The organism is Mycobacterium sp. NTMscope_Eco_3 (genome assembly GCF_976985685.1).
The window spans coordinates 3,454,622-3,469,639 of the sequence record NZ_CDRJYZ010000001.1 but is presented as its reverse complement, the minus strand read 5'-3'; the positions used below and the strand labels follow the sequence as shown (position 1 = coordinate 3,469,639).

General features: G+C 69.2%; 12 protein-coding genes. 10 read left to right on the top strand and 2 right to left on the bottom strand.

Annotated features, from left to right (window positions below):
• Positions 1–186 precede the first annotated feature (186 nt).
• The 6 genes from ruvC (at position 187) to AC0KTM_RS15625 (ending at position 4,470) form a co-directional block, all read left to right on the top strand.
• On the top strand, positions 187–741 hold the full coding sequence (ruvC, locus tag AC0KTM_RS15650) for a crossover junction endodeoxyribonuclease RuvC (RefSeq protein WP_225330373.1): 555 nt from the start codon (positions 187–189) through the stop codon (positions 739–741).
• Complete coding sequence (gene ruvA, locus AC0KTM_RS15645) at positions 738–1,337, top strand: Holliday junction branch migration protein RuvA (protein WP_472416072.1); 600 nt, start codon at positions 738–740, stop codon at positions 1,335–1,337. Before ruvC ends, ruvA begins: the two co-directional genes overlap by 4 nt.
• Positions 1,334–2,389, top strand: coding sequence for a Holliday junction branch migration DNA helicase RuvB (gene ruvB / locus AC0KTM_RS15640; RefSeq protein WP_225330371.1), 1,056 nt, complete (start codon positions 1,334–1,336; stop codon positions 2,387–2,389). Before ruvA ends, ruvB begins: the two co-directional genes overlap by 4 nt.
• A 92-nt stretch (positions 2,390–2,481) precedes the next feature.
• On the top strand, positions 2,482–3,159 hold the full coding sequence (locus AC0KTM_RS15635; protein WP_225330370.1) for a hypothetical protein: 678 nt from the start codon (positions 2,482–2,484) through the stop codon (positions 3,157–3,159).
• Positions 3,160–3,261: 102 nt separating this feature from the next.
• Positions 3,262–3,645 carry a DUF1304 domain-containing protein gene (locus tag AC0KTM_RS15630; RefSeq protein WP_238957325.1) on the top strand — a complete coding sequence of 128 codons (384 nt, stop codon included), beginning with the start codon at positions 3,262–3,264 and terminating at the stop codon, positions 3,643–3,645.
• A gap of 132 nt (positions 3,646–3,777) precedes the next feature.
• Positions 3,778–4,470: a hypothetical protein gene (locus AC0KTM_RS15625; RefSeq protein ID WP_238956323.1), complete on the top strand. Its 693-nt coding sequence runs from the start codon at positions 3,778–3,780 to the stop codon at positions 4,468–4,470.
• Positions 4,471–4,534: 64 nt separating this feature from the next.
• Here the strand turns inward: AC0KTM_RS15625 and car are convergent, their stop codons facing one another.
• Together car and gabT are read right to left on the bottom strand one after the other, a co-directional pair.
• Positions 4,535–8,059, bottom strand: a complete 3,525-nt coding sequence (gene car, locus AC0KTM_RS15620) for a carboxylic acid reductase (protein ID WP_472416070.1) — start codon at positions 8,057–8,059, stop codon at positions 4,535–4,537.
• A 141-nt stretch (positions 8,060–8,200) separates the two neighbouring features.
• Positions 8,201–9,541, bottom strand: a complete 1,341-nt coding sequence (gene gabT, locus AC0KTM_RS15615) for a 4-aminobutyrate--2-oxoglutarate transaminase (protein WP_225330367.1) — start codon at positions 9,539–9,541, stop codon at positions 8,201–8,203.
• Between the two features lie 238 nt (positions 9,542–9,779).
• Between gabT and yajC the strand changes: the two genes are divergently transcribed.
• The 4 genes from yajC (at position 9,780) to AC0KTM_RS15595 (ending at position 15,015) form a co-directional block, all read left to right on the top strand.
• Positions 9,780–10,106 (top strand): preprotein translocase subunit YajC, encoded by a 327-nt coding sequence (gene yajC / locus AC0KTM_RS15610; protein ID WP_225330366.1) that lies wholly within the window; start codon positions 9,780–9,782, stop codon positions 10,104–10,106.
• A gap of 112 nt (positions 10,107–10,218) precedes the next feature.
• Complete coding sequence (gene secD / locus AC0KTM_RS15605) at positions 10,219–12,015, top strand: protein translocase subunit SecD (protein WP_225341319.1); 1,797 nt, start codon at positions 10,219–10,221, stop codon at positions 12,013–12,015.
• A gap of 4 nt (positions 12,016–12,019) precedes the next feature.
• A complete protein-coding gene (gene secF / locus AC0KTM_RS15600) occupies positions 12,020–13,315 on the top strand; it encodes a protein translocase subunit SecF (protein WP_472416067.1) in 1,296 nt (431 codons plus the stop codon).
• Between the two features lie 5 nt (positions 13,316–13,320).
• A complete protein-coding gene (locus AC0KTM_RS15595; protein ID WP_472416065.1) occupies positions 13,321–15,015 on the top strand; it encodes an ABC transporter substrate-binding protein in 1,695 nt (564 codons plus the stop codon).
• Positions 15,016–15,018 lie beyond the last annotated feature (3 nt).

The window sequence follows — 15,018 nt, the reverse complement described above, 5'->3', positions numbered from 1 at the left end:
CTCCCGTTGCCACAATGCTTGAGCGAACGTGGGCTAAAGCTAACAGCTTTTTCGCGGGTCCGGCGCGGTAACCTCCCGGCCCGGAATCGGCCTGGAATCGGGGTGGCCGCCGCGTGTCGCACCCGGGGCGCGTCGGTGCCGGCCGCTAGGGTATCGAACAGCTGTTCTACTAGGTGGGAGCGGGTAATGCGGGTGATGGGCGTCGACCCCGGCCTGACCCGGTGCGGGTTGTCGGTCGTCGAGAGCGGGCGTGGGCGCAGCGTCGTCGCGCTCGACGTCGACGTGGTGCGCACCCCGTCGGACGCGCCGCTCGCCGAGCGGCTGCTGAAGATCAGTGACGCCGTCGAGCATTGGCTGGCCACCCACCAGCCGGACGTCGTGGCTATCGAGCGGGTGTTCTCCCAGCTGAACGTGTCGACGGTGATGGGCACCGCCCAGGCCGGCGGCGTGGTCGCGCTGGCGGCGGCCAAGCGGGGCGTCGACGTGCACTTCCACACCCCCAGCGAGGTCAAGGCCGCGGTCACCGGCAACGGCGCTGCCGACAAGGCCCAGGTTACTGCGATGGTCACCAGAATCCTTGCGCTGCAAGCGAAACCGACGCCGGCGGACGCCGCCGACGCGCTCGCGCTGGCGATTTGTCACTGCTGGCGGGCGCCGATGATCGCCCGGATGGCGGCGGCCGAGGCGCTGGCCGCCGAGCAGCGGCAGAAGTACCGGGCCAAGCTGAAGGCCGCCCGATGATCGCCGCGGTGCGCGGCGAGGTGCTCGAGGTGGCGCTCGATCATGTGGTGATCGAGGCCGCCGGTGTCGGCTACCGGGTGAACGCGACGCCGTCGACGCTGTCCACGCTGCGGACCGGGACCGAGGCGCGGCTGATCACGGCGATGATCGTCCGCGAGGATTCGATGACGCTGTACGGCTTCACCGACACCGACACCCGCGACCTGTTTTTGACCCTGCTGTCGGTGTCGGGGGTCGGGCCCCGGCTGGCGATGGCGACCCTGGCCGTGCACGACGCCGGCGCGCTGCGCCAGGCGCTGCATGACGGCGACGTCACCGCGCTGACCCGGGTGCCCGGGATCGGCAAACGCAGCGCCGAACGGATGGTCCTGGAGCTGCGGGACAAGGTGGGCGCGGCCGGCGCCGGCGCGGCGTCCGCGGCCACCGGCCTCAACGGCCACGCGATACGCGGGCCGGTGGTGGAGGCCCTGGTCGGCCTCGGCTTCGCCGTCAAGCAGGCCGAGGAGGCCACCGACAAGGTGCTGGCCGCCGAGCAGGACGCGACCACCTCCGGTGCGCTGCGCGCCGCCCTGTCGCTGCTGGGTAAGTCCCGATGACCCCCACTGAGGAAGACTGGTCCGACCGGGACGTCTCCGGCGCGCTGGCCCCCGGCGAGGGCGACGTCGACGTCAGCCTGCGGCCCCGCTCGCTGCGGGAGTTCATCGGCCAGCCGCGGGTGCGCGAACAGCTGCAACTGGTCATCGAGGGGGCCAAAAACCGCGGCGGCACACCGGATCACATCCTGCTGTCCGGCCCGCCGGGGCTGGGCAAGACGTCGCTGGCGATGATCATCGCGGCCGAGCTCGGATCCTCGTTGCGGCTGACGTCCGGGCCCGCGCTGGAGCGCGCCGGGGACCTGGCGGCGATGCTGTCCAATCTGGTCGAGCACGACGTGTTGTTCATCGACGAGATCCACCGCATCGCGCGGCCCGCCGAGGAGATGCTCTACCTGGCGATGGAGGACTTCCGGGTGGACGTGGTCGTCGGCAAGGGCCCCGGCGCGACGTCGATCCCGCTGGAGGTGGCGCCGTTCACCCTGGTCGGCGCGACCACCCGTTCCGGCGCGCTGACCGGCCCGCTGCGGGATCGGTTCGGCTTCACCGCGCACATGGACTTCTACGAGCCCCCCGAGCTGGAGCGGGTGCTGGCCCGCTCCGCCGGGATCCTGGGAATCGAACTCGGCGGTGATGCGGCCGAGGAGATCGCGCGCCGCTCGCGCGGCACGCCGCGGATCGCCAACCGGCTGTTGCGCCGGGTGCGGGACTTCGCCGAGGTGCGCGCCGACGGCGTGATCACCCGCGACGTCGCCAAGTCCGCGCTGGCGGTCTACGACGTCGACGAACTGGGTCTGGATCGGCTGGACCGGGCGGTGCTCTCGGCGCTGACCCGCAGCTTCGGTGGCGGCCCGGTCGGGGTGTCGACGCTGGCGGTGGCGGTTGGCGAGGAGGCCACCACCGTCGAGGAGGTGTGCGAGCCGTTCCTGGTCCGCGCCGGCATGGTGGCCCGGACTCCGCGTGGCCGGGTGGCCACCGCCCAGGCGTGGACGCACCTCGGCATGGTGCCGCCCGCCGGGGCCGCCGGTCTCGGGCAGCCCGGCCTGTTCGAGTAGCCAGCAAACGATCGCGCGGGCCCATCCGGTTACATCGTGGCGCGGTGGGTAACCAACCTCACAGGTATCACGCCTCGTGAAGGAGACTGAAGATGAGGAACAGGCGCCACGACTATGAACGCCCTCGCGCGCTGTACATGCCGCGTACCCGCGGCGCGCTGACCGGGTTACTCCTGATCCTTTTGGGTGCGTGGGGTGCGTTGGTGCCGTTCTTCGGTCCCAACATCGATTGGGCGTACGCCGCGGACCCGGCATGGACGTGGACGGCGGCAAAAGGCTGGCTGGAGGTGCTCCCCGGGGTGGCCGCGGCGGTGGGTGGCCTGCTGGTGCTCCTCTCCGGCAATCGCGCCAACGCCGTGTTCGGTGGCTGGCTGGCGGTCCTGGGCGGCGCCTGGTTCGTGGTCGGCCGCGCGTTCGCGCCGACGCTGGGCATCGGGAGCGTCGGTCAGCCGGGTGCCGCCTCGACGGACCTGAAACGAGCCCTGCTCGAGGTCACCTACTTCACCGGCCTGGGTGCGCTGATCGTCTTCCTGGGTGGCGCGGCCGTGGCGCGGCTGGCGGTTCGGCACGCGCGCGACGTCGTGATGACCCAACCGGCGCCCATGGCAGGCGATGCCGTGCCGGCGGGCCAACCGGCCATGTATGACGAGACGGGCGCACGGACGGACGCGGTGGCGGCCGAGCCCGCGGCCCGGGAGCGCGGCGGTGGTGGCTTGTTCCATCGGCGCACCGGCGGCGGCTTGTTCCACCGCCATCACCACGCCGCTTAGCCCACTTAGCCGGCAACGCGAAACGGCACCGGGAGCCCTTGGCTTCCGGTGCCGTTTTGCGCCAAGGTAGTGCGAGCAACCGTGACCGGCGAGGAGGACGCGATGATCGCGACCGCGCTGCTGTTCGCCGCACTGGCGGCGTTACTGCACGTCTACATCTTCGTGATGGAATCGTTGACCTGGACCTCGCCGCGCACCCGCGCCACGTTCGGCACCACCCCCGCGGAGGCCGAGACCACCAAGCTGCTCGCCTTCAACCAAGGTTTCTACAATTTGTTTCTCGCCATCGTCACCGTCGTCGGCATCGCCGTAATTGCCTTGGGGCACACCGATGTTGGCGCGGGATTGGTTTTCGCCGGCATCGGATCGATGGCCGCGGCCGCGGTGGTGCTGCTGGTGTCCGCACCCGACAAGGGGCGGGCGGCGCTCGCCCAGGGCACCTTCCCGGCGATGGCGATCGTGCTGTTGTTGCTCGGCCTTCAGTAGTAACACCAGTCTCACCAGCCACAATAATCACCGCCAGCGGTTGGCTTTCGTTTGCCGCGTGGGTTACTAGTGGAAGTCGCCGGGTACCCATCTCGAGCCGGAAACAGGCCCGGTATTCAACGAGGGGATGTCATGAAATACGCAGAAGACGGCCGAACCCGCGGGCTGAGCATGCCGCGCTCGCGAGGCGCGGTCAGCGGATTGCTCCTGGTCATTCTGGGAGCCTGGGGGGCGTTAATACCGTTTGTCGGTCCACACTTCAACTTCGCTTACACGCCGGACCGAAACTGGGCATGGAGCTCGGCCCGGGGCTGGCTGGAAGTCGCGCCGGGAGCGGCCACCGCCATCGGCGGCCTGCTGCTGATCGTTGCCGGCAACCGCGTCGCCGCGATGTTGGGCGGGTGGCTGGCCGTGCTGGCCGGTGCCTGGTTCGTCGTGGGTGGCGATGTCGCCCCGCTGCTGGGAATCGGCTCCGCCGGCGACCCGATCGCAGCAACCGACCGCAAGCGTGCGGTGCTCGAGGTCACCTACTTCTCGGGCCTGGGCGCGCTGATCATCTTCGTGGGTGGTGTCGTGCTGGCACGCACCGCCGTACGCCTGGCGCGCGACGTGCAGCCGTCGGCGCCGGCGTCCTCAGGCACACCGGCCGTCGAGCCGTATCGGGATTCGGTTTACGAGCAGCCGGCCGAGGTCTCCTCGGGTGCGCTGACCAAGCCGCGCGCGTCGTCTGACCCCGAACCAAAGCGGGGATGGCGCCGCCACCGCGCAGGTGCGGGATCTGGGGGTAACGCCGCGTATTTGCGGTGGCCGCACCCGCAGCAGTAGGTCAGTACACCGAAACAGGTCGCCCAGCCCCAAAAGGGCTGGGCGACTTGCTGTTCGGCTGACCTCAGAGCAGTCCGAGCAACTCCAGGTCGGTGATGTACTTGACGATGACCGGCGCCGACACATGCGGGATGTCTTTGTCGGGGCCGATTTTCGCTTCCTGCACCGCCGCACGGAACACGTCGGTGGGTGCCATCGAGCCGTTGATCGGCTTTTCCGGCTTCTGGTAGTTGTGCAGCAGGGGCAGCAGCGAGTACTGACGCTGCCGATCCGGCAGGGCCCGCAGCGACGTCTCGAACCGCCGCAGCCACTCGGAGTAATCGGCGATGCGCTCGATCGAATACCCGGCCTCGATCAGCCAATCGATGTACTCGTCCAGCCCGATGCCGTCGTCGTACGGGTTCATCACGTGGTACGTCTGGAAGCCGGTGTCGCTGTCGGTGATTTGCGTCCCCAGCGTCGAGATCGCCGCGGCGATGAACTCGACCGGTAGGCCGTCGTAGTGCGACCGCTGCCGGTTGCCGTCGGCGTCGAGCTCGTAGAACGACCCGGGCGCGATACCCGTGGCGACCAGGCTCAGCATCAGCCGGGTGAACATGTCCGGCAGGTTGAGCTGCCCGGCGTAGGTGGTGTCGGCCAGGATCATGTCGCAGCGGAACACCGAGACGGGCAGGCCGCACAGGTCGTGCGCCTCGCGCAGCAGCACCTCGCCGGCCCACTTGCTGTTGCCGTAGCCGTTTGCGTAGCCGTCGTTGATCGCGCGGGTAGCGCTGATCGTCCGGATGTCGCCGTTCTCGACGAACTTGCCGGGTGGGATCTGATCGCCCACGCCGATCGTCGACACGTACGTGTACGGCTTTTGCCTGGACGTCAGCGCGATCCGGATCAGCTCGGCGGTACCCAGGGCGTTGGGCCCGAACAGCTCGCTGTACGGCAGCACGTGGTTGACCAGCGCGGCGGGGTCGACGATGACGTCGACCTCGTCGGCCAGTCGCTGCCAGGTCTGCGGGTCCAGGCCGAGGTTGGCCTCACCCTTGTCGCCCGCGATGACCTCCAGGTGGTCGGCGGCCAGCTGCTGGTAGTGCGCCAGCAGTTTGGGGTCGCCTTGAGGAGAGCCGACGCCGAAGGTCTTGTCCAGCCGGGCGCGGGCCTCTTCATCCGTGCGGGCCCGCACCAGGGCGATGACCTTGCCGTCGACCATGTCCATGCGCTCGAGCCAGTCCAGCGCCAGGTAGCGGCCCAAAAAGCCGGTCGCGCCGGTCAACAGCACCGTGCGCACCTCGGTGGCCGGCTTGGGCAGGCTCGGCGCGGCGGCCAGGGTCGCCTCGTCGAGGAACTTGTCCAGCGTGAGGTCACTGGCGTGCACCGTGGTCGCGCCGCGACCGTGCACGGCGGCGAACGTCGGCCGCTTGGAGCCCTGCCGCTCGGCCTCGATGTAGCTGGCGATGGCCGCGAGGTCGTTGGCCGGGCTGACGATGACACCCACCGGCACGTCGACATCGAAGATCTCGCGCAGCAGGTTGCCAAAGGTCAACGCCGACAACGAGTCTCCACCAAGATCGGTGAAGTGGGAATCGGGGGACAGGTCGCTGGTCGCCGCCCCGAGCATGGCGGCGGCGGCCCGGCTCACGGTCTGCAGCACCGGCGCTTCGGCTCCGCTGCGGCGCAGTTCGGCCAACTCGTTGGCCTGCCCCGCGGCCAGGTCGGCGTACATCTGCTCGAGCTGTTCCCCGTAGTGCGCCTTGAGCTTCGGCCACGCCAGCTTGCGAATCCCGGTCAGCAGACCGTTTTCCAGCGTGAACGGCGTGGTCTCGATGATGAAGTCGCGCGGCACCTCGTAGGACTGCAGGCCGGTCTCTTTGGCGACCTTCTGCAGCGAGTCGGCGATCTTCGGCTTGAGCGACTCAAGGTCGTTGTCCGCCAACGCTTCCTCGGTCGGCACCACCACGGCCAGCAGGTAGGGCTGGGCGCTGTTGCCGTAGACGTAGATCTGACGGATCAGCGGGCTGTTGCCGAACACCGCCTCCAGCTTGGCCAGGGTGACGAACTCGCCCTGCGCGAGCTTGAGCACGTTGTTGCGGCGGTCGACGTACACCAGCCGGTCCGGAGCGATCTCGGCGAACACGTCACCGGTGCGGTAGTAGCCGTCGTCGTCGAACACGTTGGCGGTGGTCTCGGCCCGCTTGTAGTAGCCGGGGAACATGTTCTCGGTGCGCAGCAACAGCTCACCGCGCGGATGCGGGCGGTCGGTGCTGAAGTAGCCCAGATCCGGAACGTCGACCAGCTTGTAGTCGATGACCGGCGGACGCTGAATCTCCCCGTCGAACAACACCATTCCGGCCTCGGTGGAGCCGTAGCCGTCCATCAGGTGCATCTGCAGCAGCGACTCGGCCCACGCCTTGAGCTCCGGCGAGGTGGGTGCCGAGCCCGTCATCGCGAAGATGAACCGCCCGCCCAGCAGGTACTGGCGCTGTTCGGCCATCACCTGCGCCTCGACGGCTTCGCGGTCTGCGCCGTCGGCCAGCCGCCGCTCGACCTGGCGCTGGAATTCGCCATACAGCGTCTCCCAGATGCGGGGGACGAAGTTCATCTCGGTGGGCCGCACCAACTCGAGGTCCTCGAGCAGGGTGGACAGGTCGCTGCGGGCGGCGAAGTACGCGGTGCCGCCATTGCCCAACGTGCCGTAGAGGATTCCGCGCCCCATGACGTGGCTCATCGGCATGAAGTTGAGGGTGATCGACGCGGCGCTCTCGCCGAACCAGTTCTTGCTGCCGCGCCGCCACATCTTGCCGACGTTGCTCTGCGGGTACATCGCGCCCTTGGGGGCGCCGGTGCTGCCGGAGGTGTAGATCAGCAGGGCCAGCGAGTCCTCGTCGGTCTCCTGCTCGGCGACGGGCGCCAGGCCCTTGCCGCGCGCCAGCACGTCGGCGAGCGCCTCGACGGCGACGCCGGTGTCGGCCAACCGGGCGGCGGCGCTCTCCACGGCCTCGCGCTGGTCGTCGACCTGGGGCTGGTAGTCGAACACGACGAGCCTGCCGGGCGCGTGGTCGCCGGCCAGGATCAACTCCACGGCGTCGGCCAGCTGGTTGACGCTCGAGGCGATCAGGCTGGGCTCGGTCTCGGCGACGATCGGCTGCAGCGACGAGATCGCCGCGCTGGTCTGCAGCGGCACCGACACGGCCCCGATGGTGCCCAGCGCGATGTCGATGGTGGCGTAGTCAACGCTGTTGAAGCCGAGCACGCAGACGCGGTCGCCGGGGCGCACCGAGTCGCCGGCCCAGGCGCGGCCGAGGGCCGAAACCCGTTCGCCGAGTTCGCCGTACGTGATGGTCTCGAAGCGGGGGAGCAGCTCGGCCGAGGTCCGTCCGGTCTTGACGTCGGTCACGAACTCCACGACGCGCTGCCCCAGTGCGGGCCGGTCGGCGTAGCCGTCGAGCACGGTCCGGATGATCTGCGGCAGCCGCAGCCCGGGCCGTTCGGTGGCGGCGGTGATCGCCGGGTCCGGCCGGGCGGCGGCGAACTGGGGGTCGGTGGCGATGAGTTCCTCGATGCGACGGTCGAGTTGTTCGTCATGAATGGCAGTCGACATAAACAGATCCCTTGCGAATGAAAGTTAGCGAGTCAATATGCGCTGTCCGCGCTGACACATAGAACGTTAGCTAAAGTAACGGTATTCCACCACGATAGGGCCTGTGGCGTGCATGTGAGATTGCCCACGAGGGCCGGGGTCCTACAGGTCGCGCAACAACCCGCTCAAGATCTCGATGCCCTCGGTCAGCAGCTCGTCGCCGATGGTCAGCGGCGGCAGCAACCGGATGATGTTGCCGAACATGCCGCAGGTCAAGACGATGACGCCGGCCGCCTGGGCGGCGACGGTCAGCTTCTGGGTCAATTCCTTGTCCGGCTCGGCGGTGCCCGACTTCACCAGTTCGATCGCGATCATGGCGCCCCGGCCGCGGACGTCGCCGATCCGGTCGTCGCCGGCCTGCAGCCGCAGCAGCGGTTCGGTGATCAGGCGTTCCAGCTGGCGGGCGCGTTCGACCAGCCCGTCGCTCTCGATCGTCTCGATCGTGGCCAGCGCGGCCGCGCAGGCCAGGGGGTTTCCGCCGAACGTGCCGCCCAGGCCGCCGACGTGCGGTGCGTCCATGATCTGGGCCCGGCCGGTGATCGCCGACAGGGGCAGCCCGTCGGCGATGGCCTTGGCGGTGCAGATCAGGTCGGGCTCGATGCCCTCGTGCTCGCAGGCGAACATGGCGCCCGACCGCGCGAAACCGGTTTGCACCTCGTCGGCGATGAACACCACGTTGTTCCGGCGGCACCACTCCAGCAGGGCGGGCAGGAATCCCTCGGCCGGGACGATGAACCCGCCTTCGCCCTGGATCGGCTCGATGATGAGCGCGGCCAGGTTGTCGGCGCCGATCTGGCTGTCGATGACCCTGATGGCCCGCGCGGCGGCCTTCTCCCCGTCGGTGGCCAGCTCCTTGTCGATCAGGCCGTCCCGATACGGGTAGGACAGCGGCGCCCGGTAGACCTCCGGCGCGAACGGGCCGAAGCCGGCCTTGTAGGGCATGGACTTGGCGGTCAGCGCCATCGTCAGGTTGGTGCGGCCGTGGTAGGCGTGGTTGAACGCCACCACCGCGGACTTGCGGGTGTAGGCGCGCGCCACCTTGACGGCGTTCTCGACGGCCTCGGCGCCGGAGTTGAACAGCACCGAGCGCTTCTCGCCGGAGCCCGGCGTGATCCGGTTGAGCGTCTCGGCGACGGCGACGTACGACTCGTAGGGCGTCACCATGAAGCAGGTGTGGGTGAACTCGGCGACCTGCGCGCGCACCGCGTCGACCACCCGGGGCGCCGAGTTGCCGATGGTCGTCACCGCGATGCCGGAACCGAGGTCGATGAGCCGGTTGCCGTCGACGTCCTCGATGATGCCGCCGCCGGCGCGCGCCACGAAGACCGGGACGGAGACGTTGACCGCGTGCGACACCGCCGCCGCCCGGCGCTTGCTCAGTTCGAGCGAGACCGGGCCGGGGATCTCGGTGACCAGTTGGCGAGTCTGCTCGAGGCTGGCCACCACGTACTCCTCCCCGCGGCGCGCGTGTCACGCCGCGTTGAAAGCCTATCGAGCTTGCCGCCGGCGGGCACTCGTTGCACCGCGACGGTCGGTGACGGGCCGCGGCCTGCCAGACTGGACGGGCACACTGGACCGTGACGAGGTGCGCGACGCCCGATTCGGACCGGCACCTTTTCCTTGCATTCCCTCGATACCCCTCGATACCCCTCGAGAATCACGAAGAAAGACGGGCGCGCCCATGGAGAGTTTGATCCTGTTTTTGCCGTTCCTGCTCATCATGGGCGGGTTCATGTACTTCGCGTCGCGGCGCCAGAAGCGCGCGATGCAGGCCACCATCGACCTGCACGAGTCATTGAGCCCGGGCGACCGGGTGCACACCACGTCGGGCCTGCAGGCCACCGTCGTCGCGATCACCGACGACGCCGTCGACCTCGAGATCGCCCCCGGCGTGGTGACCACCTGGATGAAGCTGGCGATCCGCGACCGGGTCCTGCCCGACGACGACGAGGATCTGGTCGACGGGGACGACTCCGCCGACGAGGGCTCGGTCGCCAAGGATTCCTGACGCCCAATACTTCGGGGGAGGACCGCTTGCGCGACGGGCTCCTCGGGGCCACGTAGGCTTTTCTAGGCTCTGTCCGGGGTAACTAACCGATTCTCGAGGAGATAGAAGGAACGTGGCATCGTCTTCGGCGCCGGTGCACCCTGCCCGCTACCTGTCGGTCTTCTTGTTGTTGCTCATCGGCGTCTACCTGCTGGTGTTCCTCACCGGCGACAAGCGGGCCGCGCCCAAGCTCGGGATCGACCTGCAGGGCGGCACCCGCGTCACGCTGACCGCGCGCACCCCGGACGGTTCGCGCCCCAGCCGCGAGGCGCTGGCGCAGGCGCAGCAGATCATCGGCGCCCGGGTCAACGGACTCGGCGTCTCCGGGTCGGAGGTCGTCGTCGACGGCGACAACCTGATCATCACGGTCCCCGGGACAGACGGCAACGAGGCCCGCAACCTGGGCCAGACGGCCCGGCTGTACATCCGTCCGGTGCTCAACTCGATGCCGGCCCAAACCGCCGAGCCCAAGCCCGCGCCGCGCCAGCCGGCCCCCGGCCAGCCGGCGCCGGGCGGCCAACCGGCACCCGGTCAGCCCGCGCCCGGGGAACCGGAGCAACCGGCTCCACCCCCGGCGGGACAGCCCGCGCCGGGCGGCAAGCCGGGCGCTCAGCCCCGGCCCTACCCGCAGGACCCGCCGCCGTCGCCCAGTCCCGCGCCCGCCCCGGGCGCCCCGGCGCCCGCTCCGGCCCCGGCCGGGGAGGCGCCCCCGCCCGCCGAGGCGCCCGCGCCACCGGATCCGCGCAAGGACCTCGCCGACCGCATCGCCGATGAGAAGAAGTGGCGCCAGAGCACCCGGCAGGGCATTCAGTTCCTGGCGCTGCAGTTCCAGGCGACGCGCTGCGACAAAGAAGACATCCTGGCCGGCAACGACGACCCCGCCCAGCCATTGATCACCTGCTCGACCGATCACAAGGTGGCCTACCTGCTGGGCCCCTCGATCATCAGCGGTGACCAGATCCAGGACGCCACCTCCAGCCAGAACCAGCGCGGGATCGGCTACGTCGTCGACCTTCAGTTCAAGTCCGCCGCGGCGAACACCTGGGCGGACTTCACCGCCGCCCATATCGGCACCCAGACCGCGTTCACGCTGGACTCACAGGTCGTCAGCGCCCCGATGATCCAGGAAGCCATCCCCGGCGGCCGCACCCAGATCAGCGGTGGCGACCCGCCGTTCACCGCGGCAACCGCCAAGCAGCTGGCCAACGTCCTGAAATACGGTTCGCTGCCGCTGTCGTTCGAAGCCTCGGAGGCCCAAACCGTCTCGGCGACACTGGGTTTGACCTCGCTGCGCGCGGGGCTGATCGCCGGCGCGATCGGGCTGGTCCTGGTGCTGCTGTACTCGCTGCTCTACTACCGGGTGCTGGGACTGCTCACGGCGCTGTCGCTGGGCGCTTCGGGCGCAATGGTTTTCGCGATCCTGGTGATTCTGGGCCGTCAGATCAACTACACCCTCGACCTGGCGGGCATCGCGGGTCTGATCATCGGTATCGGTACCACCGCCGACTCGTTCGTCGTCTTCTTCGAACGCATCAAAGACGAGATCCGCGAAGGGCGTTCGTTCCGGTCGGCGGTGCCCCGAGGCTGGTCGCGGGCGCGTAAGACGATCGTCTCCGGTAACGCGGTCACCTTCCTGGCCGCCGCCGTGCTGTACGCGCTGGCGATCGGTCAGGTGAAGGGCTTCGCATTCACGTTGGGCCTCACCACAATCCTCGACCTGGTGGTGGTGTTCCTGGTGACCTGGCCGCTGGTCTACCTGGCCTCCAAGTCACCGACGTTGGCGAAACCCGCATACAACGGCTTGGGCGCAATCCAGCAGGTCGCCCGCGAACGCCGGGGTTCGTCGCAGGTGAAGACGGGACAGGGATAACGTGATGGCCTCCAAAGACGCGACCGAGATCACCGAAACCTCGGAGGGCACAACCGAATTGACCGACAGCGCCGCCGGCACCGCCGGGGCGCCGCAGCACAGCTTCCTGTCGCGCCTCTACACCGGCACCGGTGCGTTCGAGGTGGTCGGACGGCGGCGGTTGTGGTTCGGCATCAGCGGCGCGATCGTCGCGATCGCGCTCCTGTCCATCGTGTTGCGGGGCTTCAGCTTCGGCATCGACTTCAACGGCGGTACGACGGTGTCGATGCCCGCCAACGGGGCGAACGGCGTGGTGCGCACCTCCCAAGTCCAGGAGGTGTTCCACAAGACCCTCGGCAACGACGCGGAATCGGTCGTCGTCGTCGGCAACGGCGCCGCGGCGACCGTGCAGATTCGCTCCGAGACGCTGTCCAACGACCAGACGACCAAGCTGCGCAACGCGTTGTTCGACGCGTTCGGGCCCAAAGGCCCCGACGGCAAACCCAGCAAGCAGGCCATCAGCGACTCGGCGGTCTCCGAGACCTGGGGCGACCAGATCACCATGAAGGCGCTGTTCGCCCTCGTGGTGTTCCTGGCGCTGGTCGGCGTGTACATCACGGTCCGCTACGAGCGGTACATGACACTGGCCGCGATCGCGGCGATGTTCTTCGACCTGGCCGTGACGGCCGGCGTGTACTCGCTGGTGGGTTTCGAGGTCACCCCGGCCACCGTCATCGGCCTGCTGACGATCCTCGGTTTCTCCCTCTACGACACCGTCATCGTGTTCGACAAGGTCGAGGAGAACACCCACGGCTTCCAGCACAAACCCAAGCGCACCTTCGCCGAAGAGGCCAACCTGGCGATCAACCAGACGTTCATGCGGTCCATCAACACCAGCCTCATCGGGGTGCTGCCGGTGCTGGCGCTGATGGTGGTGGCGGTGTGGCTGCTGGGCGTCGGCACCCTGAAGGACCTGGCGCTGGTGCAGCTGATCGGCATCATCGTCGGCACCTACTCCTCGATCTTCTTCGCCACGCCGCTGCTGGTCAGCATGCGCGAACGCACCGAGCTGGTGCGCACCCACACCCGCCGCGTCCTGCGTCGGCGGGCCGGCGGGTCGCGCGCGGGCGCCGAGAACGCCCCGGACGTGAACGACGCCGACGAGACCGCCGAGGACGCCAAAGCGACCGCCGGCGAATCGGCGTCGAAGCCGACCCAGCCGTCCAAGCCCGCGCCGAGCAAGCCCGCGCCGGGTGCCCGTCCCGTGCGGCCGACCGGGACCCGCCGTCCCACCGGCAAGCGGAACGTCGGCCGGCGGTAGACGCGATGGCCACCAGGTACCGGGGAACTGGGGCCGATCGTGGCGTGCTAACCGGCCGGCGGAGCATCGCGCTGTGGATCAGCGCCGGGCTGGCGGTGGTGCTGGCCGCGGCTTTCGTGGTGACCGCGTGCGCCGGTAGCGCCGCCTCCGAGGTCGATTACGTGGTCGACGGCCCGCTGAGCACCTACAACACCAACACCGTCGTCGGCGCCGCCTCGGCCGGAGCGCAGGCTTTCGCCCGCACGCTCACCGGGTTCAGCTACCACGGCCCGGGCGGGCAAATCGTCGCCGACCGCGACTTCGGCACGGTGTCGGTGGTCGGCGGCACGCCGCTGGTGCTGGACTATCAGATCGCCGACAACGCCGTCTACTCCGACGGCAAGCCGTTGACCTGTGACGACATCGTGCTCGCGTGGGCGGCCCAGTCCGGCCGCTTCCCGGAATTCACTGCGGCCACCCAGGGCGGTTATATCGACATCGCCAACGTCGAGTGCATCCCCGGGCAAAAGAAGGCGCGGGTGTCGTTCGTCCCGGACCGCGGCGTCGTCGACTACAACGAGCTGTTCACCGCGACCTCGCTGATGCCGTCGCACGTCATCGCCGACCAGCTCAACGTCGACGTGACCGCGGCGCTGCTCAGCCACAACGCGCCGCTGGTGCAACAGATCGCGAAGCTGTGGAACACCACCTGGGACCTCAAACCGGGTGTCGACCTCAAGCGCTTCCCGTCGTCGGGGCCCTACAAAATCGGATCCATCTTGGAGGGCGGGGCGGTGGTGCTCGTCGCCAACGACCGGTGGTGGGGGCCCAGGGCCGTCACCAAGCGGATCACGGTGTGGCCGCAGGGGCCCGACATCCAGGACCGGGTCAACAACCGCACCGTCGACGTCGTCGACGTCGCCGCGGGTTCCTCGGGAACGCTGGCCACGCCGGACAACTACGAGCGCTCCGATGCGCCGTCGGACGGCATCGAGCAGCTGATCTTCGCGCCGCAGGGCCCGCTGTCGGCGCCCAAGGCGCGCCGGGCCGTCGCGCTGTGCACGCCGCGCGACGCGCTGGCCCACGACGCGGGGACACCGATCGCCAATTCACGCCTGAGCCCGGCCCGCGATGACGCCGTCACCGCCGCCGACGGGGCCGCCGAGGCCGGCCCGTTCGGCAAGGCGGATCCGGTCGCCGCGCGCAACGCGCTGGGCGGTGCGCCGCTGGCGGTGCGGATCGGCTACCAGGGGCCGAACGCGCGGCTCGCGGTCAATGTCGGCGTCATCACCAAATCGTGCGCCGCGGCCGGGATCACGGTCACCGGCGTCACCCTGGACACCTCGGGCCCGCAGGCGCTGAGGGACGGCAAGATCGACGCGCTGCTGGCCAGCACGGGCGGCGCGACCGGCAGCGGTTCGACGGGCTCCTCGGCGCTGGACGCCTACGCCCTGCACACCGGCAACGGCAACAACCTGTCCGGATACACCAATCCGCAGGTCGACAGCGCGATCGGGGCGCTGGCGGTGTCGGCCGACGCCGCCGAGCGGGTCCGGCTGCTGGCCGAAACCGCGCCCATACTGTGGGGCGACATGCCCACCCTGCCCCTGTACCGGCAGCAGCGCACGTTGCTGATGTCGAAGAAGATGTACGCGGTGAGCAACAACCCGACCCGGTGGGGCGTGGGCTGGAACATGGACCGATGGGCCCTGGTGCAGTGAGGT

What these genes read in the sequence shown, in the direction of transcription:
- ruvB (WP_225330371.1), top strand. Translation starts at nt 1,334, where the DNA reads ATGACCCCCACTGAGGAAGACTGGTCCGACCGGGACGTCTCCGGCGCG.
- AC0KTM_RS15595 (WP_472416065.1), top strand. Translation starts at nt 13,321, where the DNA reads ATGGCCACCAGGTACCGGGGAACTGGGGCCGATCGTGGCGTGCTAACC.
- AC0KTM_RS15630 (WP_238957325.1), top strand. Translation starts at nt 3,262, where the DNA reads ATGATCGCGACCGCGCTGCTGTTCGCCGCACTGGCGGCGTTACTGCAC.
- AC0KTM_RS15635 (WP_225330370.1), top strand. Translation starts at nt 2,482, where the DNA reads ATGAGGAACAGGCGCCACGACTATGAACGCCCTCGCGCGCTGTACATG.
- AC0KTM_RS15625 (WP_238956323.1), top strand. Translation starts at nt 3,778, where the DNA reads ATGAAATACGCAGAAGACGGCCGAACCCGCGGGCTGAGCATGCCGCGC.
- ruvC (WP_225330373.1), top strand. Translation starts at nt 187, where the DNA reads ATGCGGGTGATGGGCGTCGACCCCGGCCTGACCCGGTGCGGGTTGTCG.
- car (WP_472416070.1), bottom strand. Translation starts at nt 8,059, where the DNA reads ATGTCGACTGCCATTCATGACGAACAACTCGACCGTCGCATCGAGGAA.
- ruvA (WP_472416072.1), top strand. Translation starts at nt 738, where the DNA reads ATGATCGCCGCGGTGCGCGGCGAGGTGCTCGAGGTGGCGCTCGATCAT.
- secF (WP_472416067.1), top strand. Translation starts at nt 12,020, where the DNA reads ATGGCCTCCAAAGACGCGACCGAGATCACCGAAACCTCGGAGGGCACA.
- yajC (WP_225330366.1), top strand. Translation starts at nt 9,780, where the DNA reads ATGGAGAGTTTGATCCTGTTTTTGCCGTTCCTGCTCATCATGGGCGGG.